The 26,199-nt window shown below is 60.9% G+C and carries 27 protein-coding genes; 9 read left to right on the forward strand and 18 right to left on the reverse strand.

Features of this window, described 5'->3' with window-relative positions; genetic code table 11:
• Nucleotide 1 precedes the first annotated feature (1 nt).
• Nucleotides 2-781, reverse strand: coding sequence for a S6 modification regulatory phosphodiesterase RimA (rimA, locus tag AC07OT_RS23315; protein ID WP_065941103.1), 780 nt, complete (start codon nt 779-781; stop codon nt 2-4).
• 116 nt (nt 782-897) lie between these two features.
• Between rimA and AC07OT_RS23320 the strand changes: the two genes are divergently transcribed.
• The gene (locus AC07OT_RS23320) at nt 898-1,305 is read left to right on the forward strand and encodes an RNA-binding S4 domain-containing protein (protein WP_065941104.1); all 408 of its coding nucleotides are present in this window, start codon (nt 898-900) and stop codon (nt 1,303-1,305) included.
• A 42-nt stretch (nt 1,306-1,347) separates the two neighbouring features.
• On the opposite strand, the gene AC07OT_RS23325 is transcribed toward AC07OT_RS23320, so the two are convergent.
• On the reverse strand, nt 1,348-2,151 hold the full coding sequence (locus AC07OT_RS23325; protein WP_495109142.1) for a phosphatase PAP2 family protein: 804 nt from the start codon (nt 2,149-2,151) through the stop codon (nt 1,348-1,350).
• A 126-nt stretch (nt 2,152-2,277) separates the two neighbouring features.
• Here AC07OT_RS23325 and hslO point away from each other — a divergent pair, with 126 nt between their 5' ends.
• A complete protein-coding gene (gene hslO, locus AC07OT_RS23330; RefSeq protein ID WP_495109143.1) occupies nt 2,278-3,180 on the forward strand; it encodes an Hsp33 family molecular chaperone HslO in 903 nt (300 codons plus the stop codon).
• A gap of 179 nt (nt 3,181-3,359) precedes the next feature.
• A complete protein-coding gene (locus AC07OT_RS23335; protein WP_495109144.1) occupies nt 3,360-4,901 on the forward strand; it encodes a phosphoenolpyruvate carboxykinase in 1,542 nt (513 codons plus the stop codon).
• A gap of 127 nt (nt 4,902-5,028) precedes the next feature.
• Here the strand turns inward: AC07OT_RS23335 and AC07OT_RS23340 are convergent, their stop codons facing one another.
• The 4 genes from AC07OT_RS23340 to AC07OT_RS23355 form a co-directional block, all read right to left on the reverse strand.
• Entirely contained in the window at nt 5,029-5,385 is a 357-nt protein-coding gene (locus AC07OT_RS23340) for a DUF1493 family protein (RefSeq protein ID WP_027605145.1), read from the reverse strand.
• 277 nt (nt 5,386-5,662) lie between these two features.
• The gene (locus AC07OT_RS23345; RefSeq protein WP_495109145.1) at nt 5,663-6,133 is read right to left on the reverse strand and encodes a hypothetical protein; all 471 of its coding nucleotides are present in this window, start codon (nt 6,131-6,133) and stop codon (nt 5,663-5,665) included.
• A gap of 264 nt (nt 6,134-6,397) precedes the next feature.
• Nucleotides 6,398-6,997 carry a putative adenosine monophosphate-protein transferase Fic gene (locus AC07OT_RS23350; protein ID WP_495109146.1) on the reverse strand — a complete coding sequence of 200 codons (600 nt, stop codon included), beginning with the start codon at nt 6,995-6,997 and terminating at the stop codon, nt 6,398-6,400.
• Complete coding sequence (locus AC07OT_RS23355) at nt 6,997-7,167, reverse strand: YhfG family protein (RefSeq protein ID WP_003236014.1); 171 nt, start codon at nt 7,165-7,167, stop codon at nt 6,997-6,999. The genes AC07OT_RS23350 and AC07OT_RS23355 overlap by 1 nt, the downstream gene beginning before the upstream one ends.
• Nucleotides 7,168-7,343: 176 nt before the next feature.
• Between AC07OT_RS23355 and AC07OT_RS23360 the strand changes: the two genes are divergently transcribed.
• From AC07OT_RS23360 to AC07OT_RS23370, 3 genes are all read left to right on the forward strand, one after another.
• Nucleotides 7,344-8,519, forward strand: coding sequence for a tetratricopeptide repeat protein (locus tag AC07OT_RS23360; protein WP_065925808.1), 1,176 nt, complete (start codon nt 7,344-7,346; stop codon nt 8,517-8,519).
• A 286-nt stretch (nt 8,520-8,805) separates the two neighbouring features.
• A complete protein-coding gene (locus tag AC07OT_RS23365) occupies nt 8,806-10,743 on the forward strand; it encodes a RecQ family ATP-dependent DNA helicase (protein WP_495109147.1) in 1,938 nt (645 codons plus the stop codon).
• A gap of 23 nt (nt 10,744-10,766) precedes the next feature.
• The gene (locus AC07OT_RS23370; protein WP_495109148.1) at nt 10,767-11,198 is read left to right on the forward strand and encodes an acyl-CoA thioesterase; all 432 of its coding nucleotides are present in this window, start codon (nt 10,767-10,769) and stop codon (nt 11,196-11,198) included.
• A 151-nt stretch (nt 11,199-11,349) separates the two neighbouring features.
• On the opposite strand, the gene AC07OT_RS23375 is transcribed toward AC07OT_RS23370, so the two are convergent.
• From AC07OT_RS23375 to AC07OT_RS23390, 4 genes are all read right to left on the reverse strand, one after another.
• A complete protein-coding gene (locus tag AC07OT_RS23375; protein WP_053140314.1) occupies nt 11,350-11,823 on the reverse strand; it encodes a glycine zipper domain-containing protein in 474 nt (157 codons plus the stop codon).
• A 205-nt stretch (nt 11,824-12,028) separates the two neighbouring features.
• Nucleotides 12,029-14,377 (reverse strand): FdhF/YdeP family oxidoreductase, encoded by a 2,349-nt coding sequence (locus AC07OT_RS23380; RefSeq protein ID WP_027605139.1) that lies wholly within the window; start codon nt 14,375-14,377, stop codon nt 12,029-12,031.
• Nucleotides 14,374-15,213: a formate dehydrogenase accessory sulfurtransferase FdhD gene (gene fdhD, locus AC07OT_RS23385; protein WP_495109149.1), complete on the reverse strand. Its 840-nt coding sequence runs from the start codon at nt 15,211-15,213 to the stop codon at nt 14,374-14,376. The genes AC07OT_RS23380 and fdhD overlap by 4 nt, the downstream gene beginning before the upstream one ends.
• Nucleotides 15,214-15,310: 97 nt before the next feature.
• The gene (locus AC07OT_RS23390; protein WP_048725293.1) at nt 15,311-16,198 is read right to left on the reverse strand and encodes a LysR family transcriptional regulator; all 888 of its coding nucleotides are present in this window, start codon (nt 16,196-16,198) and stop codon (nt 15,311-15,313) included.
• A 132-nt stretch (nt 16,199-16,330) separates the two neighbouring features.
• Here AC07OT_RS23390 and lysM point away from each other — a divergent pair, with 132 nt between their 5' ends.
• Nucleotides 16,331-16,771 carry a peptidoglycan-binding protein LysM gene (gene lysM / locus AC07OT_RS23395; RefSeq protein WP_027605136.1) on the forward strand — a complete coding sequence of 147 codons (441 nt, stop codon included), beginning with the start codon at nt 16,331-16,333 and terminating at the stop codon, nt 16,769-16,771.
• 46 nt (nt 16,772-16,817) lie between these two features.
• Here lysM and yrfG read toward each other — a convergent pair whose 3' ends face one another.
• Nucleotides 16,818-17,480, reverse strand: a complete 663-nt coding sequence (gene yrfG / locus AC07OT_RS23400) for a GMP/IMP nucleotidase (protein WP_495109150.1) — start codon at nt 17,478-17,480, stop codon at nt 16,818-16,820.
• A gap of 87 nt (nt 17,481-17,567) precedes the next feature.
• On the opposite strand from yrfG, the gene nudE reads away from it, so the two are divergent.
• Nucleotides 17,568-18,134, forward strand: coding sequence for an ADP compounds hydrolase NudE (gene nudE, locus AC07OT_RS23405; RefSeq protein WP_065941117.1), 567 nt, complete (start codon nt 17,568-17,570; stop codon nt 18,132-18,134).
• Nucleotides 18,131-18,967 carry a 3'(2'),5'-bisphosphate nucleotidase CysQ gene (gene cysQ / locus AC07OT_RS23410; RefSeq protein ID WP_141156485.1) on the forward strand — a complete coding sequence of 279 codons (837 nt, stop codon included), beginning with the start codon at nt 18,131-18,133 and terminating at the stop codon, nt 18,965-18,967. The genes nudE and cysQ overlap by 4 nt, the downstream gene beginning before the upstream one ends.
• A gap of 65 nt (nt 18,968-19,032) precedes the next feature.
• Here the strand turns inward: cysQ and AC07OT_RS23415 are convergent, their stop codons facing one another.
• The 7 genes from AC07OT_RS23415 to rfbB are packed head-to-tail and all read right to left on the reverse strand — an operon-like array spanning nt 19,033 to nt 26,095.
• On the reverse strand, nt 19,033-19,488 hold the full coding sequence (locus AC07OT_RS23415; protein ID WP_115487870.1) for a YiiD C-terminal domain-containing protein: 456 nt from the start codon (nt 19,486-19,488) through the stop codon (nt 19,033-19,035).
• Between the two features lie 26 nt (nt 19,489-19,514).
• On the reverse strand, nt 19,515-20,891 hold the full coding sequence (locus AC07OT_RS23420) for a sigma-54-dependent transcriptional regulator (RefSeq protein WP_495109151.1): 1,377 nt from the start codon (nt 20,889-20,891) through the stop codon (nt 19,515-19,517).
• Complete coding sequence (locus AC07OT_RS23425) at nt 20,888-22,696, reverse strand: sensor histidine kinase (protein WP_065941119.1); 1,809 nt, start codon at nt 22,694-22,696, stop codon at nt 20,888-20,890. The genes AC07OT_RS23420 and AC07OT_RS23425 overlap by 4 nt, the downstream gene beginning before the upstream one ends.
• Before the next feature lie 36 nt (nt 22,697-22,732).
• Nucleotides 22,733-23,602 carry a dTDP-4-dehydrorhamnose reductase gene (gene rfbD / locus AC07OT_RS23430; protein ID WP_495109152.1) on the reverse strand — a complete coding sequence of 290 codons (870 nt, stop codon included), beginning with the start codon at nt 23,600-23,602 and terminating at the stop codon, nt 22,733-22,735.
• Nucleotides 23,599-24,144 (reverse strand): dTDP-4-dehydrorhamnose 3,5-epimerase, encoded by a 546-nt coding sequence (rfbC, locus tag AC07OT_RS23435; protein WP_495109153.1) that lies wholly within the window; start codon nt 24,142-24,144, stop codon nt 23,599-23,601. The genes rfbD and rfbC overlap by 4 nt, the downstream gene beginning before the upstream one ends.
• Nucleotides 24,141-25,016: a glucose-1-phosphate thymidylyltransferase RfbA gene (gene rfbA / locus AC07OT_RS23440; protein ID WP_141156489.1), complete on the reverse strand. Its 876-nt coding sequence runs from the start codon at nt 25,014-25,016 to the stop codon at nt 24,141-24,143. The genes rfbC and rfbA overlap by 4 nt, the downstream gene beginning before the upstream one ends.
• Nucleotides 25,013-26,095, reverse strand: a complete 1,083-nt coding sequence (gene rfbB / locus AC07OT_RS23445; protein WP_495109154.1) for a dTDP-glucose 4,6-dehydratase — start codon at nt 26,093-26,095, stop codon at nt 25,013-25,015. Before rfbB ends, rfbA begins: the two co-directional genes overlap by 4 nt.
• Between the last annotated feature and the right edge of the window lie 104 nt (nt 26,096-26,199).

The following is a 26,199-nucleotide window of genomic DNA, read 5'->3' on the forward strand; positions in this document are numbered from 1 at the left end:
GTCAATTCGCCCAGGCCTGAGGAGAAACCTCGGCCAGGGCTTTGAATGCGGGCCTGGCGAACCAGTAGCCTTGCATCAGAAATATTCCACAGTCAGACAGAAAGTCGCGCTCGCCGGCACTTTCGATGCCTTCGGCGATGACAGTAACGTTCAACTGCTCACAGATTGTGACAATCCCCTGAACGATCACCTGGCGGACACGATCCTGGTCGACATCGCGGATCAGCGCCATGTCGAGTTTGATCAAGTCAGGTTGGAAATCGGCCAGCAGATTCAGCCCCGAATAGCCCGCGCCGAAGTCGTCGATGGCGGTCTTGAAGCCGAACTCGCGGTATTCACGCAGAATATTCGTCAAATGGCGATAGTTATCTACATGCTCGCTTTCCAGTGTCTCGAAAATCAGTTGGTTCAGCGGGAAGTTGTGCGCGCGAGCCGCCTCGAGGGTACTGCGGATGCACAGCTCCGGACGGTATACGGCGTTGGGCATGAAGTTGATGGAAAGGTGGGTTTGCATCCCCAGGGCCGCAGCACCGGCGATCGCCTGGGTGCGGCAGCGCTGGTCGAAGCGGTAGCGGTTGCTTTCGTCGACCTGGTCCAGCACCGACAACGCCCCTTCGCCCTGTGTACCGCGCACCAAGGCTTCGTGGGCGAAAATCGAATGGTCCCGAAGGTCTACGATAGGCTGGTAGGCGAAAGCAAACTCGAAACCCAAGGGTTCGCTTTGCTGGCAGCCTGCGCAACGCTGTTCAGGCGAGGTGAGTGAAGTGGGAAAGTCGGTCACGGCGTATCCTCGCGAAAACAGGGTGCTACCTGGCGTATCTTAGGTGAGCCTTGAGGTTTATGCGTCGAAGGGTTTCAACGTTACAGTTGCGACATTTGTCAGAGCGAGGAATTCAAGTGGCTCAAAAGCAGGAAGAGGAAGAAAAGGTCCGTCTGGACAAGTGGCTTTGGGCGGCGCGTTTCTTTAAGACACGTGCCTTGGCCAAGGCCGCGATTGAGAGCGGCAAGGTGCATCATCGAGGCGAGCGCTGTAAACCGGGCAAGGAGCCACGTGTCGGTGATGAGCTGCAGATTCGGATAGGTTTTGACGAAAAGACCGTGGTGGTTCAGGCACTTTCCACTGTGCGCCGTGGCGCCCCCGAAGCGCAGGCGCTGTACACCGAAACCGAAGCCAGCATTGCCAGGCGCGAAAATGCGGCTGCCCTGCGCAAGGCGGGCGCCACGGGGATGACCACCGATGGCAAGCCGAGCAAGAAGCAGCGCCGCGACCTGTTCAAGTTTCGCGGCAGTGGCAATGATGACTGATTGCGCAGCGGCCCATTCAAGCGTGGGAGGGGGCTTGCAGCGTTAAGGGGATGTACGCACGACGCTCAATCCACTGATCACTGGCAGCTTGCCAAGTAACCTGAAGATCGGCGTCGTCACGTGTAACAAAGCGGCCGACACCTTCGCTGCAAACGGCGTGTAATAACCCCAGCCCAACGCCAACAGTGCCAGCAGCACCCCGCCGATGTAATCGTCCTGCCCCCAATGCGCGCCCGCTACCAGCCGCGGCATCATGAACAACAGCGCCAGGCCCCAGATCACCAGCACCTGGCCGATACGCTTGGCGAACACGGTCATGAACATTGCCCAGATCAGCAACACCGAGGCGTGATCCCCCGGAAAGCTTTGGCTTGAGCGGTCCTTCAGCTCCCAGGTCTTCTCCAGCCCCGGGAAATAGTCACTCATCTGGATCGCCCCGGCGATGACCATCGACGGGCTGCTGTGTTGCCAGCCCATCTGCGCCGCGAGTTTGGAAAACAGCATGCGGATAAACAGCAAGAGCAACAAAATACCGACAAAACCTAACAGGGCCTGGCGTGCCTGCGCGGCTTTGAACACCCAGTCGCCGCGAATCAGCAGCATCAGCAGGATCACCCCGACCACCGCATCAAACGGCCGCAGACTGGCCACGGCCCACACGTGCAGCCATGTCGCGCTGCTCGCCAGGGGATCGTTGAGAAGGTGAAACAGCCACTCGTCGAAAATCACACACAGCATCTGCCCCGTGGGCCACAGCCAAAAACACAGCAGCCCGATAGCGAGTAGATTGCACAGAGCCCATCGCCGGAGGTTCCACTTGGCTTGGAACAAACCCGGATTGTTCATAAACTGTCCCTCTTCGCTCTATATAAGCTCTCTGTTTCCAGGAGAAAGCCGCACCAAGATGGTGCTAAAGCGTTTAATTTTATAAACCTTGTAACCAATTTGTCATCAATTCAGATACCCAGACCTATGACTGATCTACCGGATACCGACTTCACCCAACGCTTCATCTTCGACGAGAGCGACGCCCGCGGCGAAATGGTTTCGTTGGAGCGCAGCTACGCCGAAGTCCTCGCCAAGCACCCCTATCCGGAGCCGGTCGCACAACTGCTCGGTGAGCTGATGGCCGCTGCTGCGTTGCTGGTGGGCACCATGAAGTTCGACGGTTTGCTGATCCTGCAAGCCCGTTCCGAAGGGCCGATTCCGCTGTTGATGATCGAGTGCTCCAGCGAGCGCGAAATCCGTGGCCTGGCCCGTTATGAAACCGACCAGATTGCCCCGGACGCCAGCCTGGCCGAGCTGATGCCCAACGGCGTCCTGGCGCTTACCGTCGACCCGACCTCAGGCCAGCGTTACCAGGGCATCGTCGACCTCGACGGCAAAACGCTGTCGGAATGCTTCACCAACTATTTCGTGATGTCCCAGCAAGTGGGCACCAAGTTCTGGCTTAACGCCGACGGCAAGCGCGCCCGTGGCATGTTGCTGCAACAACTGCCGGCCGACCGTATCAAGGACGACGAAGATCGCGCTGAAAGCTGGCGGCACTGCATTGCCTTGGCCGATACCCTGAAAGCCGAAGAACTGCTGGGCCTGGACAACGAAACCATCCTGCACCGCCTGTACCACGAAGACCCCGTGCGCCTGTTCGACGCGCAGACCTTGCACTTTCACTGCAGCTGCTCCCGCGAGCGTTCGGGTAACGCCCTGGTCAGCCTGGGCCTGGAAGATGCGCAGAACCTGGTGGTGGAACACGGTGGCAATATCGAGATCGACTGCCAGTTCTGCAACGAGCGCTACCTGTTCGACGCTGCCGATGTAGCGCAATTGTTCGCCGGCGCAGGTATCGACACGCCTTCCGACACCCGCCACTAAAACGTTTAAGCACAGGTAAATCACCTGTCAAATGCCGGATTAGAGGCGTTCTGACGGGAGGGCCCTACTCTTTTTGGGCTTTTCTGGCATAATCCGGCCCACTTTTTTCGCGGTAGTAGTGCGCAACTTTCTACTACAAAACGTTTGGAGCACTCGGCCACAGGCCGACGGGGAACCTCATGACGCAAGCCAATAACGCCGTATACACCGATCTGAGTGTTGACGATCTGGTCAAAGAAGCCCTGCAGCGCGGTGAAGGCGTGCTTGCCGATACCGGCGCGCTGGTCGTGGAAACCGGTCACCGTACCGGCCGTTCGCCAGTCGACCGTTTCATCGTTGAAGAGCCTTCCACCCAGGATTCCATCGCCTGGGGCCCGATCAACCGCAAGTTCCCGGCCGACAAGTTCGATGCCCTGTGGGCCCGCGTCGAGGCGTTCAACAACGCGCAAGAGCATTTCGTTTCCCACGTTCACGTAGGGGCGGCCGAAGACCACTACCTGGCCGTGAAAATGACCACCCAGACTGCCTGGCAGAACCTGTTCGGTCGTTGCCTGTTCATCAACCCGGCCCAGTACAATCCGGCCGGTCGTGACGAGTGGCAAGTGCTCAACGTGGCCAACTTCGAGTGCGTGCCAGAGCGTGACGGCACCAACTCCGATGGTTGCGTGATCCTCAACTTCGCCCAGAAAAAAGTGCTGATCGCCGGCATGCGCTACGCCGGTGAAATGAAGAAAGCCATGTTCTCGGTGCAGAACTACCTGCTGCCGGCTTCCGACGTACTGCCGATGCACTGCGCCGCCAACATTGGCGAAGCAGGCGACGTGACCCTGTTCTTCGGTCTGTCGGGCACCGGCAAGACCACCCTGTCCGCCGACGAAAGCCGTTACCTGATCGGTGACGACGAACACGGCTGGGGCGAAGGCGTGGTGTTCAACATCGAAGGCGGTTGCTATGCCAAGTGCATCGACCTGTCCGAGAAGAACGAACCGGTTATCTGGAAAGCCATCAAGCACGGCGCTGTGTTGGAAAACGTCGTGATCGACGAGGCCAAGCACGCCGACTATGCCGACGTCAGCCTGACCCAGAACAGCCGCGCCGCCTACCCGCTGGAGCACGTTGCCAAGCGTTCCGAGAAGAACCTGGGCGGCGAGCCAAACGCGGTGATCTTCCTGACCTGCGACCTGACCGGCGTACTGCCGCCCGTGTCCATCCTCAGCGAAGAACAAGCGGCCTACCACTTCCTGTCCGGCTACACCGCACTGGTGGGCTCGACCGAAATGGGTTCCGGCAGCGGCATCAAGTCGACCTTCTCCACCTGCTTCGGCGCACCCTTCTTCCCACGCCCGGCCGGCGAATACGCAGAGCTGCTGATCAAGCGCATCCGCGGCTTCGGCTCCAAGGTCTACCTGGTCAACACCGGCTGGACCGGCGGCGGCTACGGCGTTGGCAAGCGCTTCAACATCCCGACCACGCGCGGCGTGATCGCGGCGATCCAGAGCGGCGCGTTGATCGGTGCTGAAACCGAACACCTCGACACCATCAACCTCGACGTGCCATTGGCTGTACCGGGCGTTGAGACCGGCCTGTTGAACCCACGTAACACCTGGGCTGATAAGGCTGCTTACGATGAAGCGGCGAGGGCCCTGGCTGGTCTGTTCATCGAGAACTTCAAGAAGTTTGAAGTGAGCGATGCGATCAAGGCTGCGGGTCCGAAGTTGTAAGACTCGGTCGCTGTTAAAAAGCCGCCCCTAGTGGGCGGCTTTTTTGTGCGCGAAGGGTTAGTCGACAATACGCAGAATCATTGCCCCTCCACCTTTGAGTTGCGGTGTGCCTGGAACTGATCTTCGTTCAGCTCAGGTTTTCCAGCGTCTGGGTGTCCCAGCTGTGAGTCTTGATGGCCAGGTAGAGCATGCCGATGGTCAACGGGACCTTGTCGCCATGCCCCTTGCCCCGACGCTTGAGGAACACGTCAAAGACCGGTGGGTTGAAGTAACGATAAGTGTCGTAGTCGCCGAGGTCGAGGGCGAACTCCTGCTCCAGCGCTTCCATGAGCTGCTTGGCTTCACTGCCGTCACAGCCCAGGTCGAAATTGAGTGAGGTTTGCAGGCGGATGGTCTTGTGTTTCGGCAGGCCGATTTCTTCGTGCAGCAGTTGCAGGAGTTGCTGCATCACGGGGTCTTCGGGGAAGTTGGGGGCGAGGTTCATGGTGGGGGCACGCAGGAGTGGATGAAGGGGCTGGTTGCGTTGGAGGCGGTATTTGTTTCGAGTGATGAAGAGCGCCAAGCCTATCAAAAATACAAAGACAGGTAGGAGGGGCATTCTGAGGATCACCGCTACGTAGGGTAGTAGGAACGTCAAAATAAGGCCTGTTGTAAGAAATGTGACTGCGAAGTGCTTTCTGAGCATTGGGTCTGTGATTTGGTAGTGCAGCATCAAATAGATAAGGAGAAAGGAAGCGGACTGAAGGTAAAGGGCCATGTCACTAAGACCCGTCCGAGTAGACATGCATTGAGCGTGTTGACCGCTGAGGCCCTATGCCTCCTCTCACACTGGCATCCAGACCGATGATGATGTCTCCAGCGTGATATCTACGAAGCTTGCCGGAAATCGTATCTCCAGCGAAGCCGGCGGTTACGGTTGAAATGGCAATCCCCGGTGCTTTAACCGCTCCGGAGATTATTTGTTTGATGAGCACGTTTTGGTCGTTTAACCGATCAGCCTGATTCCGTCCCAAAGGATGGGAAATCGCGACCGCCATTTCCCATGGCAAGTCTCTGGCCAGCATTTTTTCGTACAGCTTACGTATCTGATCGCGCACTTGTCGCGCTGCCGTTTTTGTTTCAAGCAGGCATAGATTGGCCAAAGCATGCCGATTGTCAGGCACAACAGTGAAGCGATTCACTGTGAAGATGACGCCATAGTGGCCGATGTGTTGAGCCCTTTCGATGTTCACAGGTTTCTGCCGAGAAAGTTGAGACCGCGCTATTTTCATTCAGCTACGGGTAACTTCTGTAGAGGGTCAAGCGGGTGTTTGGAGCAGTTTGGGAAGGGGATGTCGCGGTGTTTGGAGGTTTCCTACAATGGTTTCCGGCATTTGTGGCTTGGCAGTGCTTGTAGGGGCGAGATTGCTCGCGAAAAACTCAAGGGCGCTCTGTTTCTTCTGGTCCATCGCCTCGCCGTTGATCAAGATCATTTCCACGCAGAGCGCGGGGAACAATCACTGCCCTGCAGGCCTGCTGACACACCGCTCAAAAATCGCCTCCAACCCCCGATAGTCACACGCCACCGCATCAATATTCGCCGGTATCCATGCCGCGTGTTTGACCAGCCACCAGTTCACTGAAAACCCCGCATTGACGATGATCTGTTCGAACAAAATCCGCTGCGCCCGGCCGTTGCCCTCGCGGAAGGGGTGGATGACGTTGAGGTCGCCATAGGCTTGGGCAATCCTGCTTATCAACTCGGTTTGGCTGGCACCGACAAACCAGTTTGCCTCTTCCATCTGCCGGATGATCTTCGCGGCTTCCGGGGGGATGCGCTCCGGGGTGCAGAACAGGGTGTCGCCTTTCTGGATATTCACGCTGCGCAACTCACCGGCCCAGTCGTAGATGTCACCGAACAGCGTGCGGTGGATGTGTTGCAGGCGGTCGAGGTCGTAGGGCGGGGGGAAGAGGGGGAGGCTGCCTACGGCGATTTCGGATAATTCCCGCTCGGCCTGGTGCAGGCGGGCTTCGTCGAGCAAATCGAGGCGGTTGCGCAGGACGCTGCTACCGGGATAGCAGTACGGATCCTGGCCCACCCCGTATTTGTCGAGCATCAGCGCGGGGTGTTGCGGTACTTGGCAAGGACGGCTTCGCGGGTCGGCAAGGGTTTGTCGACGTCGGCCGGCTGGGTGTCGAACCCTTCCAGGCGCAGGCTGGCCAGGTAATTGGAACGGCGGATCTTGTGGTAATGATCCTGTTTTTGCTCAAACGTCAGTTCGCTCATCGCAGCGTACTCCTGGGTAGCAAGGTTTGATTGTAGCGCAATGCTTCAATGGGCAGGCGGGATAAAAACCACGTCACATTTTGTATAAAAAGTCCGCCGACACCCGGAATTCAGCGTATGTTTCACCGCAAAATCTTGCAGGGCGATTTCCGCCCGAGACTTAAAGGGAGTTAGGCATGGGTTTGCTTCGTGTTGCTTCGGCGATGTCATTGTGTGCGGTGGCTTTTTCGGTCCAGGCCGGGCAGTTGCCGATCGAAGTGCTCAGTGCGGTGGTCAAGGACCAGAAAATCGCCGATGCCGAAGTGCTGCTGCAACGTAACGGCGCACAGAACGTGGTGGGCCGCACCAACGCCCAGGGCCAAGTGACGCTGACCAGTGAGGCTGCCGATGATGCGAGCAACCTGCTGATCATCAAGAAGCCTGGTTACTCCAACCTGGTGGTGAAGTGCCCCTGCGCGGGCATGACCTACGCCATCAGCCCGGTGATGGAAAACCTCGATGGCCTGCGCGTGGTGCTGACCTGGGGCAAGACGCCGAGTGACCTCGATTCCCACATGATTTTCCCCGGCAATAACATCTACTTCGAAAACCAGAAGGGTACCGATGCCGAGTTGGATGTGGATGACACCGACAGCTACGGCCCGGAAACCATCACCCTGCAGAAAAAACACTACGGCGAAAGCTACGTTTATGCCGTGCATGACTACAGCAATGGCGGCAACCCAGGCTCGCGCCAGTTATCCGACAGCGAAGCCAAGGTGTTCGTGTACATGGGCCAATCGCTGGTGCGTACCTACTACGTGCCCAAGAACCGCAGCGGCAACCTGTGGACGGTGTTCCGCATGACCGGCAGCGGCGACTTCCAGGACATCAACACTTTCAGTGGCGTGACCGTGAATGCGGCGAATGTGCTGAATGAAGTCAAGCCGCTGCTGGATGACAGCGTGGCGGTCACCGCCGTCACCGTCAGTTCTTCCGTACAAACCGATGCGAAGCGTCTGAACCTGCAGGGTGAAGCGGCCTACCAGGCCGGTAAGCTGGACCAGGCCATCGACCTGTTCCGTCAGGCTATCGAGCTGGACAATGGGTTCGGCAAGGCCTACGGCAACCTCGGCCTGGCGTATCAGAAAGCCGGTAACACTGCCGAGTCGATCTGGGCCAATCGCAAGGCTATTGCCCTCGCCACTGGTGCCAATGCTGCCACCGTACGTGCCGGTGCCTATTACAACATTGCGCGGATCTACGAAGCGGCGGGGCAGTTCCCGGATGCATTGCGTCACTACCAGTTGGCCAAGGAGCAGAAGGCCAACCCGGTGTATGACACGGCGATTGAGCGGGTGCAGAACCGCTGATTCAGCTGTAGCGCAGGTCTGAAAATGCGGGAGGGGGTTTGCTCCCGATAGCAGTGGGTCAGTCAGTTATTGGTAACTGATCCATTGCCATCGGGGGCAAGCCCCCTCCCACATTTGGATCTGTGTCTTTCTTGCAATCTCCTCAGTTTATTCCCGATTCGGCCCTAGGCCGTCCCCCACCCTGTGTATCATCCTGTCTCTTTTTTCCATGCGACCTTTCTCGATTCGCTGAACGTGCTGGGCTACGTTTTTAAGCCACCTTCAGCGGTCAATGGAGTGACAGCCTATGCACGACACCCTCCAGCAGGTCTTTGGTTATCCACAGTTTCGTTTGGGCCAGGAAGAAACGGTCAGCGCCGTACTGGCAGGTCGTTCGGCTGCGGCCATTTTTCCTACGGGGTCGGGCAAGTCCCTGTGTTATCAGCTGTCGGCGGTGTTGCTGCCGCACCTGACGCTGGTGGTGTCGCCATTGTTGGCATTGATGCAGGACCAGTTGGGCTTCCTGCAACGCCACGGTATTTCGGCGGGCAGTATCGATTCGGCGCAAAGCCGCGAGGACGCCAATGACGTGATGGCGCGCGCGCGGTCGGGCGAGCTGAAAATCCTGATGATTTCCGTGGAGCGCTTGAAGAACGAGCGTTTTCGCCACTTCCTGCAAAGTGTGCAGATCTCGCTGCTGGTGGTGGATGAGGCGCACTGTATTTCCGAGTGGGGCCACAACTTCCGCCCGGATTATTTGAAGCTGCCGGACTACCAGCGCCAGTTCAAGATCCCACAAGCGCTGCTGCTGACGGCTACGGCCACGCCCAAGGTGATTGCCGACATGCAGGCCAAGTTCGCCATTGCGCCGGACGACGTGGTCACCACGGGCTTCTACCGGCCCAACCTCAACCTGTTGGTGGAGCCGGTCGCCGGCGCGGACAAGCGTCGTCGCCTGGTGCAGTGGATGAGCGAGCGGGCCAACCAGCCCAGCATCGTCTACGTCACCTTGCAGAAAACCGCCGAGCAGATTGCCGAGCACCTGAACCGCAACGGTATCCAGGCCGAGGCGTATCACGCCGGCTTGCCCCACGACAGGCGTGAAGGCATCCAGCAGCGCTTCATGGGCGGGCGCTCCAATTGCATCGTCGCCACCATCGCGTTTGGCATGGGCATCGACAAGAGCGATATCCGCAATGTCGTGCATTTTGACCTGCCCAAATCCATCGAGAACTACAGCCAGGAAATCGGCCGCGCGGGGCGTGATGGGCTGCCCTCGGACTGCCTGGTGCTGGCCAACCGTGACAGCCTCAATGTGCTGGAAAACTTCGTGTACGGCGATACGCCGGAGCAGGACGGTATTCGGCGGGTGCTGGAAGAGTTGCAGGCAGCGCGCAGTGAAGGGCAGTGGGAGTTCCTGCTGAGGTCGCTGTCGGACCACAGCAACATCCGCGAACTGCCACTGAAGACACTGCTGGTGCAATTGGAGCTCAAGGGCGTGATCGCGCCGCGCTACGCGTTTTATGCCGAATACCGCTTCAAGTACCTGGTCGAGCCCGAGGCTCTGCTGGCGCGTTTTTCCGGCGAGCGCCAGCAGTTTGTCGCGGCGATCATCCAGGTGTGCAAGCGCGCGAAAACCTGGGCGACCGTGGATTTCGACGCGCTTTACCAGCAACACAATGCCGAACGCGGCCGGGTGGTGAAGGCCCTGGATTACTTCCAGGAGCAAGGCCTGATCGAGTTGGAAAGCAAGCAGATGACGGAGGTCTACAGCCTGCTGGATACCGAGTTTGATCTACAGGTGTTGAGCGCCGAGTTATACACAGGCTTCAAGCAGCACGAGGTGACGGAGGTGGCACGGATCCACGCCATGCTCGATCTGTTCGCCACCGAACATTGCCTGGGGCAGCGCCTGGCGCGTTACTTTGGTGATGAAAATGCACCGCAACGCTGCGGGCACTGCTCTGTGTGCCACGGCCATGTCGCGCATTTGCCGGCGCCGCCGAGCCTGCCGCCGCTTGTGGATAAAAACTTCATGGGACTGTGCGGTGATTTTATCCACAGGCATCATGAGCACACCGGACAGTTGCCGGGCGCTGAGCGGCTGACACGGTTCCTGGGGGGGATCAGCGTGCCGTTGTTTACCAAGTTGAAGGCGCGGGGCATTCCCGGTTTTGCTGCGCTGGAAGACTACCCTTACGCCGACGTGCGTGAGTGGGCCCAAGCCCATTTGAAGGACCTGTAACCCTACTTTCATGAGACGTGCCCATGCCTGACTCAATGCCGCAACGCGCTAATTACCGTCACTTCCAGCCGATCATCACGCGCTGGCACGACAACGATGTGTACGGCCATGTGAACAATGTCACCTACTACAGCTTCTTCGACACGGCGGTGAATACCTACCTGATCGAACAGGGTGGGTTGGATATTCATGACGGTGAGGTGGTGGGGTTTGTGGTGAGTTCGGCGTGCGATTACTTCGCGTCGATTGCCTTTCCCGACCGCCTGGACATCGGCCTGCGGGTGGGCAAGCTGGGCAACAGCTCCGTGCAGTACGAATTGGCGGTATTCAAGGCAGGCGAAGAGGAGGCCTGTGCGGCGGGGCGCTTTGTGCATGTGTTCGTGGATCGGGGGACGAACCAGCCGGTGACGATTCCGGGGATGTTGCGCGAGGCGTTGCAGCGGTTGGTTGTCTGACTTCGGCGTTGCAGGCACCACGGAACCCAATGTGGGAGGGGGCTTGCTCCCGATAGCGATGGGTCAGCCAGTACACGGGTGGCTGACACTCTGCTATCGGGAGCAAGCCCCCTCCCACATTGATTTTGCAGTGTTCTTTAGCGCTTAGCGCTTAGCGGTGACGGTAGTGATGCTTGTTCTTGCGATGCCCGTAGGCATGGCCGCGGCCGCGGTGGTCGTCGCGGTCATAACGGCGGTTATCACGACTACGACGATCATCGTCATCGCTCTTGTTGCCCATGTAGTTGCCCAGCGCACCGCCCGCGCCACCGCCGGCCGCTGAACCGATCAGTGCCCCGGTGCTGCCGCCGACACTGCGGCCCACCACGTTGCCGCCGGCTGCGCCCAGTGCGCCGCCAATGGCTGCTTCGCCGCGGCTGCGCTTGTCTGCGCCGACCGCGCTACCGCCTGCGCCGCCCAGGGCCGCGCCGATGGTCGAACCGGTGTTGCCGCCCAACTGCTGGCCGACAACCGAGCCTAGAACCCCGCCCAATGCGCCGCCCACACCGGCTTCGGTGGTGCCACCGGCCATGGCTGCGCCACTGACCAGGCCAAGGGACAACAAGAGAATCGAGGAGAACTTCATAGAGAGACCTCAAGAGGATGACGGCGCGATCCTGAGGCTGTATTGACATGGTTACAATAGAAATCCGACCAGTAACACGAGTTGTACACAATTCTCTAAGTTACTGTTTTAGCTAGGGAACTTAAGTGGTTTTTGCGAGTCTTTAGCTACTTCGGAACGGCCGCTTTTATGCAAAAGCGGCCTTTTTTGTGCCCGAAATGATCAGTCAGGCGGAACGCGCCATGATCAGCCCATTGTCACTGGCAGCTTCCAAACGTATCGCCACGAACTTCGACGTCGGTGTATGGCTGCCATCCCCGGTGCTTTCCAGCGGCACCAACGGGTTCACTTCCGGGTAGTAAGCCGCAGCCTGCCCTGCCGGAATATCAAACGCCAGCAAGGTGAAGCCCTTCACCCGACGCTCGCGGCCGTCTTCCCACAACGACACGATGTCGGCTTTCTGCCCCGGCTTGAAGCCCAGGCGGATGATGTCGGCTTCGTTGACGAACAGCACGTCACGCTGGCCTTTGACCCCGCGATAGCGGTCGTCCAGGCCATAAATGGTGGTGTTGTACTGATCGTGGGAGCGCATCGATTGCATGATCAGATCCGGCACGTGGCCCGTGGCGTGGGTGCGCTCGTGGATCAGGTCCTTGGGCAGGATGTTCGGGCGGAAGTTGGCACGGCCCGAAGGCGTGTTCCAGCGCCGAGCACCTGCGGAGTTGCCCAGGTAGAAACCACCGGGGTGTTTCAGGCGTTCGTTGAAGTCCTTGAAGCCTGGGATGGTATCGGCGATCAGGTCGCGGATGCGGCTGTAGTCGGCCACCAACCAGTTCCAGTCCACCGGTTTGCTGCCCAGGGTTGCGGCGGCGATGCCGGCGAGGATGGCCGGTTCCGATTTCATCAACTTCGACAGCGGCTGCAGTTGGCCGTTGGAGTCGTGGACCATGCTGAACGAGTCTTCCACCGTCACCGCTTGCGGGCCTTCGGCCTGGATGTCGATGTCGGTGCGGCCCAGGCACGGCAGGATCAGCGCGTCCTTGCCGTGCATCAGGTGGCTGCGGTTGAGCTTGGTGCTGATCTGCACGGTCAGGTCGCAATTGCGCAGTGCTTCAAAGGTGCGCGGGCTGTCCGGCGTGGCTTGGGCGAAGTTGCCACCCAGGCCGATAAACACCTTGGAGCGACCTTCAAGCATGGCGTGGATCGCTTCCACCACGTTGTGCCCGTTGGTGCGCGGCACCTGGAACTGGAAGCGTCGCTCCAGGGCGTCGAGGAACGCCACCGGAGGGCGTTCGTTGATGCCCATGGTGCGGTCGCCCTGCACGTTGCTGTGGCCACGCACCGGGCACAGACCGGCGCCGGGGCGGCCGATGTTGCCGCGCAGCAGCATCAGGTTGGCGATTTCCTGGATGGTCGGCACCGAGTGGCGGTGCTGGGTAATACCCATTGCCCAGCACATGATCACGTTCTTGCCCTTGGCGTACATGCGCGCCGCTTGCTCGATCTCGACCAGGGTCAGGCCGGACTGTTCGACGATTTCATCCCACGAGGTATCGTCGATCTGGCCCAGGTAATCCAGCACGTTGGCCGTATGTTCATTGAGGAAGTCGTGATCGAACACGGCTTCCTTGCCTTCGGCCTGAGCCTGGCGCTCCCACAGCAGCAGGAACTTGGCCATGCCGCGCAGGATCGCCATGTCGCCACCGAGCGCCGGGCGGAAGTATGCGGTGTTGGTCGGCTTGTCGCCGTTGGTGAGCATTTCCAGCGGATGCTGCGGATGCTGGAAGCGTTCCAGGCCGCGCTCCTTGAGGGGGTTGATGCACACCACCTGGGCACCGCGTTTGACCGCTTCACGCAGCGGTTCGAGCATGCGTGGGTGGTTGGTGCCGGGGTTCTGGCCCCAGACGAAAATCGCATCGGCATGTTCGAAGTCATCAAAGGTCACGGTGCCTTTGCCGACCCCCACGCTCTGAGCCAGGGCCACGCCGCTGGCCTCGTGGCACATGTTCGAGCAATCCGGGAAGTTGTTGGTGCCGTAGGCGCGCACAAACAGCTGGTACAGGTACGCCGCTTCGTTGCTGGCGCGGCCCGACGTGTAGAACTCAGCCATGTCCGGGCTGGGCAGGGCGTTGAGGTGCTTACCGACCAGGTCGAAGGCCGCTTCCCAACTGATGGGGGTATAGCGGTCGGTCTCGGCGTCGTAGCGCATGGGCTCGGTGAGGCGGCCCTGGTACTCGAGCCAATAGTCGCTTTGCTCCAGCAGCGCGGTGACGCTGTGCTTGGCGAAAAACGCTGCGTCAACGCGGCGCTTGGTGGCTTCCCAGTTGACCGCCTTGGCACCGTTCTCGCAGAACTTGACCATGCCGCTTTCCGGCGAGTCGCCCCAGGCGCAGCCCGGGCAGTCGAAGCCGCCGTTCTGGTTGGTCTTGAGCATCATGCGCAGGTTTTTCAGCGCGTTGTCGCTGGTCAACCAGGCCTGTGCCACGCTGATCAGCGCGCCCCAGCCGCCAGCCGGGCCCTTGTAAGGCTTGTAGCGCGGGGTTGGGGTTTGGTCGGCTTGATGATGATTGCTCACGGCTGGTTCTCCATCGCAGGGCTGTAGACCCGCGGCGCACTTTTCTGCGGCAGGTGGATGAGATTGAGGTGATGCCGGCGAGCCCATTGCAGGGCCAGGCCGGTGGGCGACGACAGGCTGACCAGGGTCTGGATGCCCGCGCGCAGGACTTTCTGGATCAATTCGAGGCTGCAACGGCTGGTGACAATCGCCAGCCCTCCGTCGGTGGGGACCCGTTGGCGGATCAGCGCACCGATCAACTTGTCGAGGGCGTTGTGCCGGCCGATGTCTTCACGGCCCATCAGCAATTCGCCCTGGTTATTCATGAACACGGCCGCATGCACCGCGCCGCTGTACTGGCCCAGGGGCTGGAACGCACTGATGCGCTGGCGCAGGCCGTCAAGCCATTCGGCAGGCGGCAAGGGCGCGCCGGGCAGCACTTGGAGGTCCGGCAGCGCCTGCTCCAGCGCTTCCACTCCGCACAGGCCGCAGCCGCTGGTACCTGCCAGCTGGCGGCGCTGCTGCTTGAGGTTCCAGAACGCACGGCTGGAGATCTGCACCTGAGCGTATTGGGCCGAACCCGAACCGCTGAGTTTGAGATCATAAATATCGCTGACGTCGGCGATAATGCCGCTGCCGATGCTGAACCCGACAATAAAGTCTTCAAGGTCCGTCGGGGTGACCAGCATGACGGCCTGGCTGATGTCGTTATAGGCAATCGCCAACGCTACTTCTTCGGCCAAGGCGGTGCTGGCGACTTCAGTGTGCTCAAGGTTGCAAAACTGGTAGCTCTGGCTGGCGACGGGCGCGGACGTTTCCGGAGCAGGCGCCGCGCAGACTGGGCGCTTGGCGTTCATGGGGCAGTACCACCGGCGGATTGATCAGTGTTTAGACTAGGCGCGACAAAGCGTCGCGTCTAATTGCCAGTACTGATCTACCGATAGATGACGTCGATCAAGACTCTGTTTGCGATTTCTGAAACAGCGCGAAACACGCCTCTGCCAATGCCGAACGCGGCGCGCTGCGCCGCATGATCAGGCCCAGGCGCGCCAGGGTGTGGGCGTCTTCGATGGGTTGCAGGCGCAAATGTTCGGTAAGGGCATCCAGACCGCCGTCCAGCGGCATGACGGCGCAGCAGAGTCCGCCATGCACAGCTTGTAACAACTGATGGACGGCGTCGGTTTGTAACAGCGGCTGCGGGTGCAGGCCCCGGCTGTGGAAGTTGTGGTCGATGGACTGACGGAAGTGCATGCCACTGGTGAGCATGCCCAGGGGCAGTTCGATCAAGGCCTCCCAGCTCAGCGGCTTGTCGCCAAAACTGAAATAGCGCTGGTCGTAGAGCAGGCCCATGCGGGTTTCGCCGAGGGCGAGGGAATCGAAGCGCTCGTTGTCCAGGCGGTCGAGGTAGGACACGCCCAGGTCCAGGCGATTGCTCGCCAACTGTTCGAGGATCTGCTCGGAGCTGAGGGCCGACAGCTCAAAGCGCAGGCTCGGATGCTCCTTGTGCAGTTGTTGCATCAACGCCAGCGGATCAAAGCTCGACAACGGCACCACGCCCAGGCGCAACGTACCTACCAGGTTGCCACGACAGGCGGCGGCTTCGGCCTGCAAGCCGTCATAGGCCGCCAGCACCGTGCGTGCCCAGGCCAGCACGCGCTCGCCGGGGGCGGTGAACCCTTCGAAACGCTGGCCGCGATTGACCAGCGGCAAGTCCAGCTCTTCTTCAAGGCTGCGCAGGCGCATCGACAGGGTTGGTTGGGTGATGTGGCAACGCGCCGCGGCCTGGCCGAAGTGACGGGTCTCGTCGAGGGCGATGAGGAATTTCAGCTGCTTGATGTCCATCTTCGCTCCAGGGCTTATTCCAATGGCGGGGGGATTCTAGCGCGTTTGCGTCTTTGGTCGGGCTGGAACCCAAGTCTGCCGGACTGGTCTAGTCTTGGGCATCTGGAAATCAACTACCAAGGAGAGCGCACTATGAGCATTTTCAGCTTTATCAAAGAAGCCGGCGAAAAGATTGTCGACCTGTTGACGCCGGGTAACGCCAACGCGAGTGAGCAGTTGAAGGAACACGTAGCGAAGGTGGGTCTGGGGAATCCGAATGTACAGACCACGGTGGATGGCGACAAAGTGACCGTGACCGGTGAAGTCGCCACCCAGGAAGAGAAAGAGAAGATTCTGCTGGCGCTGGGTAACATTCAAGGCGTGGCCAGTGTGGATGACCAGATCACCGTAACCGGCCCGGCAGTGGCCGCCGCCCGTTTCGTCGTGGTGAAAAAGGGTGACACCCTCAGCGCGATTTCCCTGACGGTGTACGGCAACGCCAACCTGTACAACAAGATCTTCGAGGCCAACAAGCCGCTGTTGTCCCATCCAGACAAGATTTACCCAGGGCAGACGCTGCGTATTCCTGAGTAATACACGGGCGAAAAGGTGGGAGGGGGCTTGCTCCCTCCCACAGGGTTCAGAGCCCGACAATGAGATCGCGGTAGTCACCGACTGCTGCAAATTCAGCCGTGTCCTTTGGCCCCTTTTTGCTGTCCGGCTCTTTCACCGCCAGCAAATTCCCCACGCCAAACACCTGGGCACTGCGCAGGATCGGCAGGGTGTCGTCGATAAACAGGCTGCGAGCCGGATCGAACTGGATGTCAGCCTGCAAGGCATCCCAGAACTGCGGGTTTTCCTTGGCGAAGCCGTAGTCGTGGGAGCTGATCAATCGCTCGAAGTACGGCGCCAGTTCAATGCGCTCCAATTTCAACGACAGCGAATCACGATGGGCGTTGGTGATCAGGATCACGCGCTTGCCTGCCCGTTTGATCGCCGCCAGGAAGGTGTCGGCATCCGGGCGCAGGGCGATCAGGTGGGCGGTTTCCAGCTTGAGTTCGCGCACCGGGATGTTCAGTTCCGCACTCCAGAAATCCAGGCAATACCATTGCAACTGTCCGGCGTTACGCTCGAACAGAGGCTGCAACTCCATCTCGGCCATGGCTCGGCTCACCCCGTGCAGCTCGGCGTAACGCTGGGGCAGGTGTTCCATCCAGAAATGGTTGTCGTAATGCAGGTCGAGCAGGGTGCCGTCCATGTCCAGCAGGACGGTGTCGATGGCGTGCCAGGGCAAAGAGGGCATGGTGCGGTCTCATGTAAGTAAAGATATCCGACACAGACAATCGGAAAAGCCACGGTATAGTAACCCGATCACGCCAAGGAGCCGCTTATGCGCCAGAAACCCACCGTCCTCGCCCGCGAAATAGTCGCCAGTAGCCGTTTGTTCCGCGTGGAGGAAGTGCAATTGCGCTTTTCCAATGGCGTTGAACGGACCTACGAGCGCCTGGTGGGCCGCGGTGCCGGCTACGGCGCAGTGATGATCGTGGCGATGATCGACGAAGATCATGCGTTGTTGGTTGAGGAGTACTGCGGCGGCACCGATGAGTATGAGCTGTCATTGCCCAAGGGCCTGATCGAACCCGGCGAAGACGTGCTGGCGGCGGCAGACCGTGAACTCAAGGAAGAAGCCGGCTACGGCGCACGGCAGTTGGAACACATTACCGAGCTGTCGTTGTCTCCTGGCTACATGAGCCAGAAAATCCAGGTGGTGCTCGCCACCCAACTCTATGAAGAACGCCTGGAAGGCGATGAGCCCGAGCCGATGCGTGTGGACCGGGTCAACCTGCGCGAGCTGTCGCAGCTTGCGCAAAACGAGCAATTCAGCGAAGGCCGCGCCCTGGCGGCGTTATACCTGGTACGAGATTTGTTGATTCAGCGTGGAGCGTTTACCCCATGAGCGAACTGTTTTTAGGCCACCCGTTTATCGCCCCTGTGATCGAACTGGCCCGCCAGGCGGGTGAAGTGATCCTGCCGTACTGGCGCGCCGATGTGGCGGTGACCTCCAAGGCCGATGATTCGCCGGTCACGGCGGCCGACCTGGCCGCCCACCATCTGATTCTCGCGGGCCTTACCGCACTGGACCCGAGCATCCCGGTGCTGTCCGAAGAAGACGCCGACATCGACCAGAACGTACGTGCCGGCTGGCAGCGCTGGTGGTTGGTGGACCCGCTGGATGGCACCAAGGAATTTATCGCCGGCAGCGAAGAATTCACCGTCAATATTGCCCTGGTCGAACAGGGCCGCGTGGTGTTCGGCGTGGTGTCCATGCCCACCAGTGGCCGTTGCTACTTCGGTGGTGCCGGCCTGGGGGCGTGGCGTTCCGACGTGAACGAAGCGCCCAGGCAGATCCAGGTGCGCGAGGCGCCGGCAGTGGGTGAGGCGTTCACCGTGGTCGCCAGCCGCCGGCATACCAGCCCCGAGCAAGAGCGCCTGCTGGACGGTTTGAGCGAAGGGTTGGGTGAGTTGAAGCTGGCGAATATCGGCAGTTCGTTGAAGTTCTGCCTGTTGGCCGAGGGCAGTGCCGATTGCTACCCGCGCCTGGCGCCGACTTCGCAGTGGGATACGGCGGCGGCCCAGGGTGTATTGGAAGGGGCGGGCGGCGAGGTGCTGGAGTTGAGTGGCGAGCCGTTCAGCTATCCGGCGCGGGCGTCGTTGCTGAATCCGTTTTTCCTGGCGTTGCCGGCGAAGGCGGCGTGGCGTGAGCGGTTGCTGACCTTGGCCCGCTCTTAATACCTCAGCCGATCTGAATGTGGGAGGGAGCAAGCCCCCTCCCATATTTTTTTGTGTATTGGCTTCTAGCGGTGCAAGACGTATTGGCCGGTGAACGTAACGGCCCGCTCTTCACTGCCCTCATTCACGATCCAGGTGTCCAACGCCAGCCGCGCCCGGCCATAGCGCCTGTAGGTCGCCAAAAAGCGCTTCCACACCTTCTCCTCCGGCGCCGCGCAAATGGCGGTCGCGTCTTGCGTCACCGGCAGCGGATAACTGATCTGCCCTTCCTGAATCACGATATGCCCGTCTTCAATCCCTTCCTCGCGCAGTTGCAGGTGCATCCAGCCCCAACCCGCCAGCACCGCACCGCAATAGAGGCTGCCGCCGAACATGGTGCTCTTGTGGTTGATATTGGCGTGCAAGGGCAGGTGCAGCCGCAGTTGCCCGTCTTGCCAGTCGAGTACCTTGAGGCCCATTTCGCGGGTCAGGGGGATGTCGTGGTGGAGGATGGATTCCAGGTAACGGCTGTCGCGGCTCATGGCGGCCTCTTGGTGGGTGGGGAGGGTCATTCGTCGTCAGTGCTTGGGTTGGCGAAGTTCAGGCCGTGCTTGCGCAGTTTGTCGTGCAGGGTCTTGCGCGGTACGCCGAGGGCTTCTGCGAGGCTGCGCATGGAGCTGTGGGGGCGGGTCAGTTCGGCGGCGATCAGGCTTTTTTCGAACTGCTCGACCTGTTCGCTCAAGCCGCCCGGCGTGGAAGTCAGCACGCCGCTGGCGGGGTTGTCCGGGGTGCTGTCCAGCGCCAGCTCCAGGCCCAACGCAAAGCGCTCGGCAGCGTTCTGCAATTCGCGCACATTACCCGGCCAGCTATGACGCAACAGCAGGGCACGCTGGCCCGGTTGCAGCTCATGCAACGGCAGGCCATGGCGGCTGCTGGCTTCGTCGGCGAAGTGCTGGAACAGCATCAGCGCATCTTCACCGCGCTCGCGCAGTGGCGGAATACGCAACGGCGCGACGTTGAGGCGATAGTACAAGTCGGCGCGGAAGCGGCCCTGGTCGGCGGCCTGGCGCAGGTCTTCCTTGGTGGCGGCGATGATGCGGATATCCAGCGGGATCAGCTGGTTGCCGCCGAGGCGCTCCACCACACGCTCCTGTAACAGACGCAGCAGCTTGACCTGTACGTCCAGGCTCATGCTTTCGATTTCATCGAGGAACAAGGTGCCGCCGTTGGCGAATTCGAATTTGCCGATGCGCCGCTTCTGCGCGCCGGTAAAGGCGCCGGGCTCATGGCCGAACAGCTCGCTCTCCACCACCGACTCGGCCAACGCCCCGGCATTGATCGCCACAAACGGCCCGCTGCGCCGGCTCGACAGGTCGTGCAGCGCGCGGGCCACCACTTCCTTGCCGGCGCCGGTTTCGCCGAGGATCAGCACATCTGCGCGGGTTGCGGCCAGGGCGCCGATCTGCTCGCGCAGGCGCAGCATCTGTGGCGAGTGCCCCACCAGGCGGGTGCTCAGTTGTTGGCGGTCGCTCAGGGCCAGGCGCAGGCTGCGGTTGTCGAGCACCAGCCGGCGCAGGGCCAGGGCGCGGCGCACGCTGTCGAGCAGGGCGTCGCTGGCGAAGGGTTTCTCGAGGAAGTCATAGGCACCCGCGCGCATGGCCTGCACCGCCAGCGGCACGTCGCCGTGGCCGGTGATCAGCAGCACCGGCAGGTCCGGATCCTGGCCGTGCAGCTCGGCCAGCAGCTCCAGGCCGTCCATGCCGGGCATGCGGATGTCGCTGACCACCACGCCCGGCCAATCCCGCGACAGGCGCACGGTGAGGCCGGTGGCTTCGCCCAGGGTCAGGACGTTCAGCCCGGCCAGGTCCAGGGTCTGGCACAGGGCCTGACGCAAGTGCGGATCATCGTCGATCAGCACCACCTGAATCTGGTTATCGATACTCATACACTGCGGTCCTCGGACGGTTGCAGACTGACGCCCGGCGAGCCGGCACGCAATTTCAAGGTTAACAGCGCGCCACCTTCCTTGTGGTTGGCAAACAGCAGTTCGCCGCCAAAGGCACGCATCAGGGTGTCACAGATCGCCAGGCCCAGGCCCAAGCCCTGAGTGCGGGTCTTGGTGGTGTAGAACGGTTCGCTGGCGCGGCCCAGGGCTTCCATGCAAAAGCCCGGGCCGTTGTCGCGAATGTACAGGTTGACGCCCTGGGCGGTGGTTTCGGCACTCAGCCACAGTTTGCGCGGCGGGCCTTTTTCGGTCAGGGCGTCGAGGGCGTTGGCCAGCAGGTTGCCCAGCACCTGGCGCAGGCGGGTTTCGCCGGCCTGCACCCACAGCGTCGCTTCCGGCAAATCGCGGATCAGTTCCACTTCCATCGAGCGCCGCCGCTTGGCCAGGAGTGCCAGGGCGTCGTCGAGGGCAGGTTGCAGGGCCACGCTCTCCGGCGCGTGCCGGTCGCGCCGGGCGAAGGCGCGCAGGTGGGCGATGATCGAGGCCATGCGCCCGGTCAGTTCGCTGATCAGCTTGAGATTGCCCCGGGCATCGCTGGTGCGCTCGTGGTCGAGCAGGATCTCGGCGTTTTCCGCATAGCTGCGAATCGCCGCCAGGGGTTGGTTGAGTTCGTGGCTGATACTCGCCGACATGGTGCCCAGCGCTGACAGCTTGCCGGCCTGCACCAGGTCATCCTGGGCGCGCACCAGTTCCTGCTGGGCGTGTTCGCGCTCCAGCACTTCCTGTTTGAGGCGCCGGTTGAGGCCTTCCAGATCGCTGGTACGTTCGACCACGCGCATCTCCAGCTCGCGGCGGGCCTTGGCTTCGAAGGCGATGCGTTCCAGGTAGTGGCGGCGGCGTTGCATCAACAGGCCCAGCAGCAGCATCAACACCAGCAACGTGGCGCCGCCCACGGCGACCACCGTGCGCACCGGGCGGCTGATCAAGGATTGCGGTGCCAGGATCTCCACATTCCAGCCGGTCTCGGCAATGGCGGTGGATTGGCGCAGCCATGCGCTGCTGCTCAGGCTCAAGGGTTGCGGGTCGCGCGTGGGGTAGGGCTGGATGGCGATGATGGCCTGGCGTTCCTCGGCGGTCAGCGGCCGGGTGGCACGGAAGCGCCATTGCGGGCGCGACGTGAGGATCACCACGCCGTTGTGGTCGGTGACCAGCAGTTGTTCCGGGGTATTGCCCCACAGGCTTTCGGTGTGGTCCAAGTCGACCTTGACCACCAGTACGCCGATGATCGTGTCGCCATCGCGCACGGCGGCGGCGAAGAAATAGCCGCGCTTGGCCGAGGTGGTGCCCAGCCCGAAAAACCGCCCCAGGCGCCCGGCCATGGCTTCGCTGAAATAGGGCCGGAACGAGAAGTTGCGCCCGACAAAACTGTCCTGCTTGTCCCAATTGGACGCGGCGAGGGTCTTGCCGGTGGTGTCCATCAAATACATCACTTCCACCCCGGCCTGGGCGGCGACGTCCTTGAGCAGCAGGTTGGCGTTGACCAGGTTGGTGCTGACCTGCGGCGCGCCCAGTGCCGTGCGCAAGGCCGGCAAGTCGCCGAGGATCTGCGGCAGCACTTCATAGCGATGCAGGGTGCCCAGCAGGTTGGCGACGTACAGGTCGAGGGTCTGGCGGTTTTGCCCGGCCAGCTCGCTGCGATAGTAACGCTCGGCCAAGTGCTCCAGCGGCCACAGCAGCGGCGCCAGGCACAGGGCCAACAGGGCGAGGCTGCGCCAGCGGGGTCTTCGCGGAAGGGGTGGAGTCATGGGAGTCGTGCGCCTGTGGGTACAGGCGCATTATGCCTAGTGCTGCCCGGCAAGACACTCGCGCAATGCGTCTTGCCACAAGGGCTGACTGACGTGCCATTGCTGGCGCAGGTGGCTGCAATCGAGGCGTGAGTTCAGCGGGCGCCGGGCAGGCGTCGGGTAGGCGCTGGACGGGATCGCCTCCAGTTCGGCACACGCGCGGCCACTGGCGCGCAGGTGATCGCCGATCGCCTGGGCAAAGCCGAACCACGAGGTTTCACCTTCGGCGGTCAGGTGGTAGATGCCCCATTCCCCGGCCTTGCCCGCCTGCCAGCGTTCGATCAGGGCGCGCGTACTGGCGGCAATGGTCCCGGCCCACGTCGGCGCGCCGATCTGGTCGGCGACGATGCGCAGGTGGGGTTTTTCTTGCAGCAGGCGCTGCATGGTCAGCAGGAAGTTCTTGCCGTGGTTGGAGTAGACCCAGCTGGTACGCAGGATCAGGTGCTGGCCTCCCACTGTGGCAATCGCCTGTTCACCCGCCAGTTTGCTCTGGCCGTAGACGCCCAAGGGGTTGGGCGTGTCTGCTTCGGTGTAGGGCCCAGGCTTGCTGCCGTCGAACACGTAGTCGGTGGAGTAGTGGATCAACGGGATGCCCAGGGTCTTGGCTTCCTCGGCGAGAATCCCGGGGGCGGTGGCGTTGATGGCGAAGGCGAGGTCCGGTTCGCTTTCGGCCTGATCCACAGCCGTGTGGGCGGCGGCGTTGATGATCAGGTCGGGGCGGTGTGCGCGTACCTGCTGGCGGATGCGCTTGGCGTCGGCCAGATCGAGGTGCTCGCGGCCGAGTACAATCAGTTCGCCCAGGCCCTGAAGCTGCGTTTGCAGCGCCTGGGAGACTTGGCCATGTTGGCCGGTGATCAGGATTTTCATGGGAATAGATCGGCGTCCATCAGCAGCTTTCCAGCCTGGTCCTTGGCGGACAGTTGCGGCGGTTCGCTCAGTTGCCAGTCGATGGCCAACGTCGGGTCGTTCCACAGGATGCTGCGTTCCGCACTGGGCTGGTAGTAGTCGGTGGTCTTGTACAAGAACTCGGCGGAGTCGCTCAACACCACAAAGCCATGGGCGAACCCTTCCGGCACCCACAACTGGCGATGGTTCTGTGCCGACAGACGCACGCCCACCCATCGCCCGAAATTCGGCGAACTGCGGCGGATGTCCACGGCCACGTCCAACACTTCACCGGCGGTAACCCGTACCAGTTTGCCCTGGGTGTGTTCCAGTTGGTAATGCAGGCCCCGCAGCACGCCTTTTTGCGAGCGCGAGTGGTTGTCCTGGACAAACTCGCGCTTGAGCCCGGTGGCCGCTGCAAAGGCGCGAGCATTGAAGCTTTCGTAGAAAAAACCACGCTCGTCACCGAACACCTTGGGTTCGATGATCAGTACGCCGGGGAGTGAGGTGTCAACGAGGTTCATCGGTTGTCTCCCGCCAACGTGTACAGGTATTGACCGTAGCCGGTCTTGCCGAAGTATTTGGCGCGTTCGAGCAGATGGTCGCGGTCGATCCAGCCGTTGCCGTAGGCGATTTCTTCGAGGCACGCCACTTTGAGGCCCTGACGATGTTCGATGGTCTGCACGTACTGTGAGGCTTCCAGCAGGCTGTCGTGGGTGCCGGTGTCGAGCCAGGCAAAGCCACGGCCGAAGCGCTCGACGTGAAGGTCTCCACGCTTTAGATAGGCGTTATTGATGTCGGTGATTTCCAGCTCGCCGCGGGCTGAGGGTTTGACGGCTTTAGCGATGTTGATCACGTCGTTGTCGTAGAAATACAGTCCGGTGACGGCATAGCTTGATTTGGGCGTGGTCGGTTTTTCTTCGATGGACAGGGCGCGGCCTTCGCTGTCGAAGTCGATCACGCCGAAGCGCTGCGGATCCTTGACCCAATAGCCAAATACCGTGGCGCCTTTGCCGCGCTTGACCGCTGCATGCAACTGCTCGCTGAAACGCTGGCCGTGGAAAATGTTGTCGCCCAGGATCAGGCAAACGGGGTTGTTGCCGATGAACTGTTCGCCAATCAGAAAAGCTTGTGCCAAGCCGTCCGGCTGCGGTTGTTCGGCGTAGCTGAAGCTGACGCCAAACTGGCTGCCATCGCCCAGCAGGTTGCGGTATTGCGGTAAGTCCGCCGGGGTGGAAATCACCAGGATCTCTTTGATGCCTGCCAGCATCAGCACCGAGATCGGGTAGTAGATCATCGGCTTGTCATACACCGGTAACAGCTGTTTGGACACTCCCAGGGTGATGGGGTGCAGGCGAGTGCCGGAGCCACCGGCCAATACGATTCCTTTCATCATGCGATCAGATCCCTCGTGTCGGTATTGCCCAATCGTTCACCCTGATAACTGCCGTCCTGGACCCTGCGGCACCATTCCAGGTTATCGAGGTACCACTGCACGGTTTTGCGCAGCCCGGTTTCAAAGGTTTCTTCGGGTACCCAGCCCAGTTCGCGTTCGATCTTGCCTGCATCGATTGCGTAGCGTTGGTCGTGGCCTGGGCGATCCTTAACGAACGTGATCAGGTCGGTGTATTGCTCCACTCCGTGGGGATGTTGCGGTGCCAATTCCTCCAGCAGGGTGCAGATGCTGCGTACTACGTCAATATTCTTCTGTTCGTTGTGGCCGCCGATGTTGTAGGTCTCGCCGACCACGCCGTGTGTCACGACGTTGAGCAGTGCCCGGGCATGGTCTTCGACAAACAACCAGTCGCGCACTTGCAAGCCATCACCATAGACCGGCAATGGTTTGCCCGCGAGGGCATTGAGGATAACCAGCGGGATCAACTTCTCGGGGAAGTGGAAGGGCCCGTAGTTGTTGGAGCAGTTGGTCAGCAGCACGGGCAGGCCGTACGTGCGGTGCCAGGCGCGGACCAGGTGGTCGGACGCGGCTTTGCTGGCCGAGTAGGGCGAGCTGGGCGCGTAGGGCGTGGTTTCGGTGAACAAGTCGTCCACGCCGTGGAGGTCGCCGTAGACTTCGTCGGTGGAAATATGGTGGAAGCGAAATCCACGCTTTTCTGGCTCGGCGAGTGTTTGCCAATAGCCGCGGGCGGCCTCCAGCAGGCTGTAGGTGCCGACGATATTGGTCTGGATAAAATCCGACGGGCCGTCAATCGAACGGTCTACGTGGGACTCGGCGGCCAGGTGCATGATCGCGTGGGGTTCAAAGCGTGCGAGCACGGCGCTGACGGTGGCCTGATCGATAATATCGGCCTGAACGAATTCATAACGGCTATTGGACGCGATGCTGGTCAGCGATTCCAGGTTGCCGGCGTAGGTGAGCTTGTCGAGGTTGAGCACTTCGTGCTCAGTATGCTGAATCAAGTGACGTATCAAAGCAGAACCGATAAAACCGGCGCCACCGGTAATGAGAATGCGCATGTCGGGGGCCCTTTCCTTAGACGAACGTTTAGCGAGTGCAGCATAGCCTGTGTTGGCGTGACGGGCAGGACGGCATGTGTACGGGGGTTGCGTAATCCCCCTGA

The organism is Pseudomonas sp. GW821-FHT09C10 (assembly GCF_059418085.1).

Bases quoted from the DNA above. Each gene is read 5' to 3' on its own strand.
- nudE (WP_065941117.1), top strand. From the start codon at position 17,568: ATGCGCCAGAAACCCACCGTCCTCGCCCGCGAAATAGTCGCCAGTAGC.
- AC07OT_RS23355 (WP_003236014.1), bottom strand. From the start codon at position 7,167: ATGAGCGAACTGACGTTTGAGCAAAAACAGGATCATTACCACAAGATC.
- rfbA (WP_141156489.1), bottom strand. From the start codon at position 25,016: ATGATGAAAGGAATCGTATTGGCCGGTGGCTCCGGCACTCGCCTGCAC.
- AC07OT_RS23325 (WP_495109142.1), bottom strand. From the start codon at position 2,151: ATGAACAATCCGGGTTTGTTCCAAGCCAAGTGGAACCTCCGGCGATGG.
- AC07OT_RS23415 (WP_115487870.1), bottom strand. From the start codon at position 19,488: ATGAGCCGCGACAGCCGTTACCTGGAATCCATCCTCCACCACGACATC.
- rfbB (WP_495109154.1), bottom strand. From the start codon at position 26,095: ATGCGCATTCTCATTACCGGTGGCGCCGGTTTTATCGGTTCTGCTTTG.
- AC07OT_RS23370 (WP_495109148.1), top strand. From the start codon at position 10,767: ATGCCTGACTCAATGCCGCAACGCGCTAATTACCGTCACTTCCAGCCG.
- AC07OT_RS23350 (WP_495109146.1), bottom strand. From the start codon at position 6,997: ATGCTCGACAAATACGGGGTGGGCCAGGATCCGTACTGCTATCCCGGT.
- AC07OT_RS23425 (WP_065941119.1), bottom strand. From the start codon at position 22,696: ATGACTCCACCCCTTCCGCGAAGACCCCGCTGGCGCAGCCTCGCCCTG.
- hslO (WP_495109143.1), top strand. From the start codon at position 2,278: ATGACTGATCTACCGGATACCGACTTCACCCAACGCTTCATCTTCGAC.
- AC07OT_RS23340 (WP_027605145.1), bottom strand. From the start codon at position 5,385: ATGAACCTCGCCCCCAACTTCCCCGAAGACCCCGTGATGCAGCAACTC.
- lysM (WP_027605136.1), top strand. From the start codon at position 16,331: ATGAGCATTTTCAGCTTTATCAAAGAAGCCGGCGAAAAGATTGTCGAC.
- fdhD (WP_495109149.1), bottom strand. From the start codon at position 15,213: ATGAACGCCAAGCGCCCAGTCTGCGCGGCGCCTGCTCCGGAAACGTCC.
- AC07OT_RS23335 (WP_495109144.1), top strand. From the start codon at position 3,360: ATGACGCAAGCCAATAACGCCGTATACACCGATCTGAGTGTTGACGAT.
- AC07OT_RS23420 (WP_495109151.1), bottom strand. From the start codon at position 20,891: ATGAGTATCGATAACCAGATTCAGGTGGTGCTGATCGACGATGATCCG.
- AC07OT_RS23375 (WP_053140314.1), bottom strand. From the start codon at position 11,823: ATGAAGTTCTCCTCGATTCTCTTGTTGTCCCTTGGCCTGGTCAGTGGC.
- AC07OT_RS23365 (WP_495109147.1), top strand. From the start codon at position 8,806: ATGCACGACACCCTCCAGCAGGTCTTTGGTTATCCACAGTTTCGTTTG.
- rfbC (WP_495109153.1), bottom strand. From the start codon at position 24,144: ATGAACCTCGTTGACACCTCACTCCCCGGCGTACTGATCATCGAACCC.
- AC07OT_RS23390 (WP_048725293.1), bottom strand. From the start codon at position 16,198: ATGGACATCAAGCAGCTGAAATTCCTCATCGCCCTCGACGAGACCCGT.
- yrfG (WP_495109150.1), bottom strand. From the start codon at position 17,480: ATGCCCTCTTTGCCCTGGCACGCCATCGACACCGTCCTGCTGGACATG.
- AC07OT_RS23360 (WP_065925808.1), top strand. From the start codon at position 7,344: ATGGGTTTGCTTCGTGTTGCTTCGGCGATGTCATTGTGTGCGGTGGCT.
- cysQ (WP_141156485.1), top strand. From the start codon at position 18,131: ATGAGCGAACTGTTTTTAGGCCACCCGTTTATCGCCCCTGTGATCGAA.
- rfbD (WP_495109152.1), bottom strand. From the start codon at position 23,602: ATGAAAATCCTGATCACCGGCCAACATGGCCAAGTCTCCCAGGCGCTG.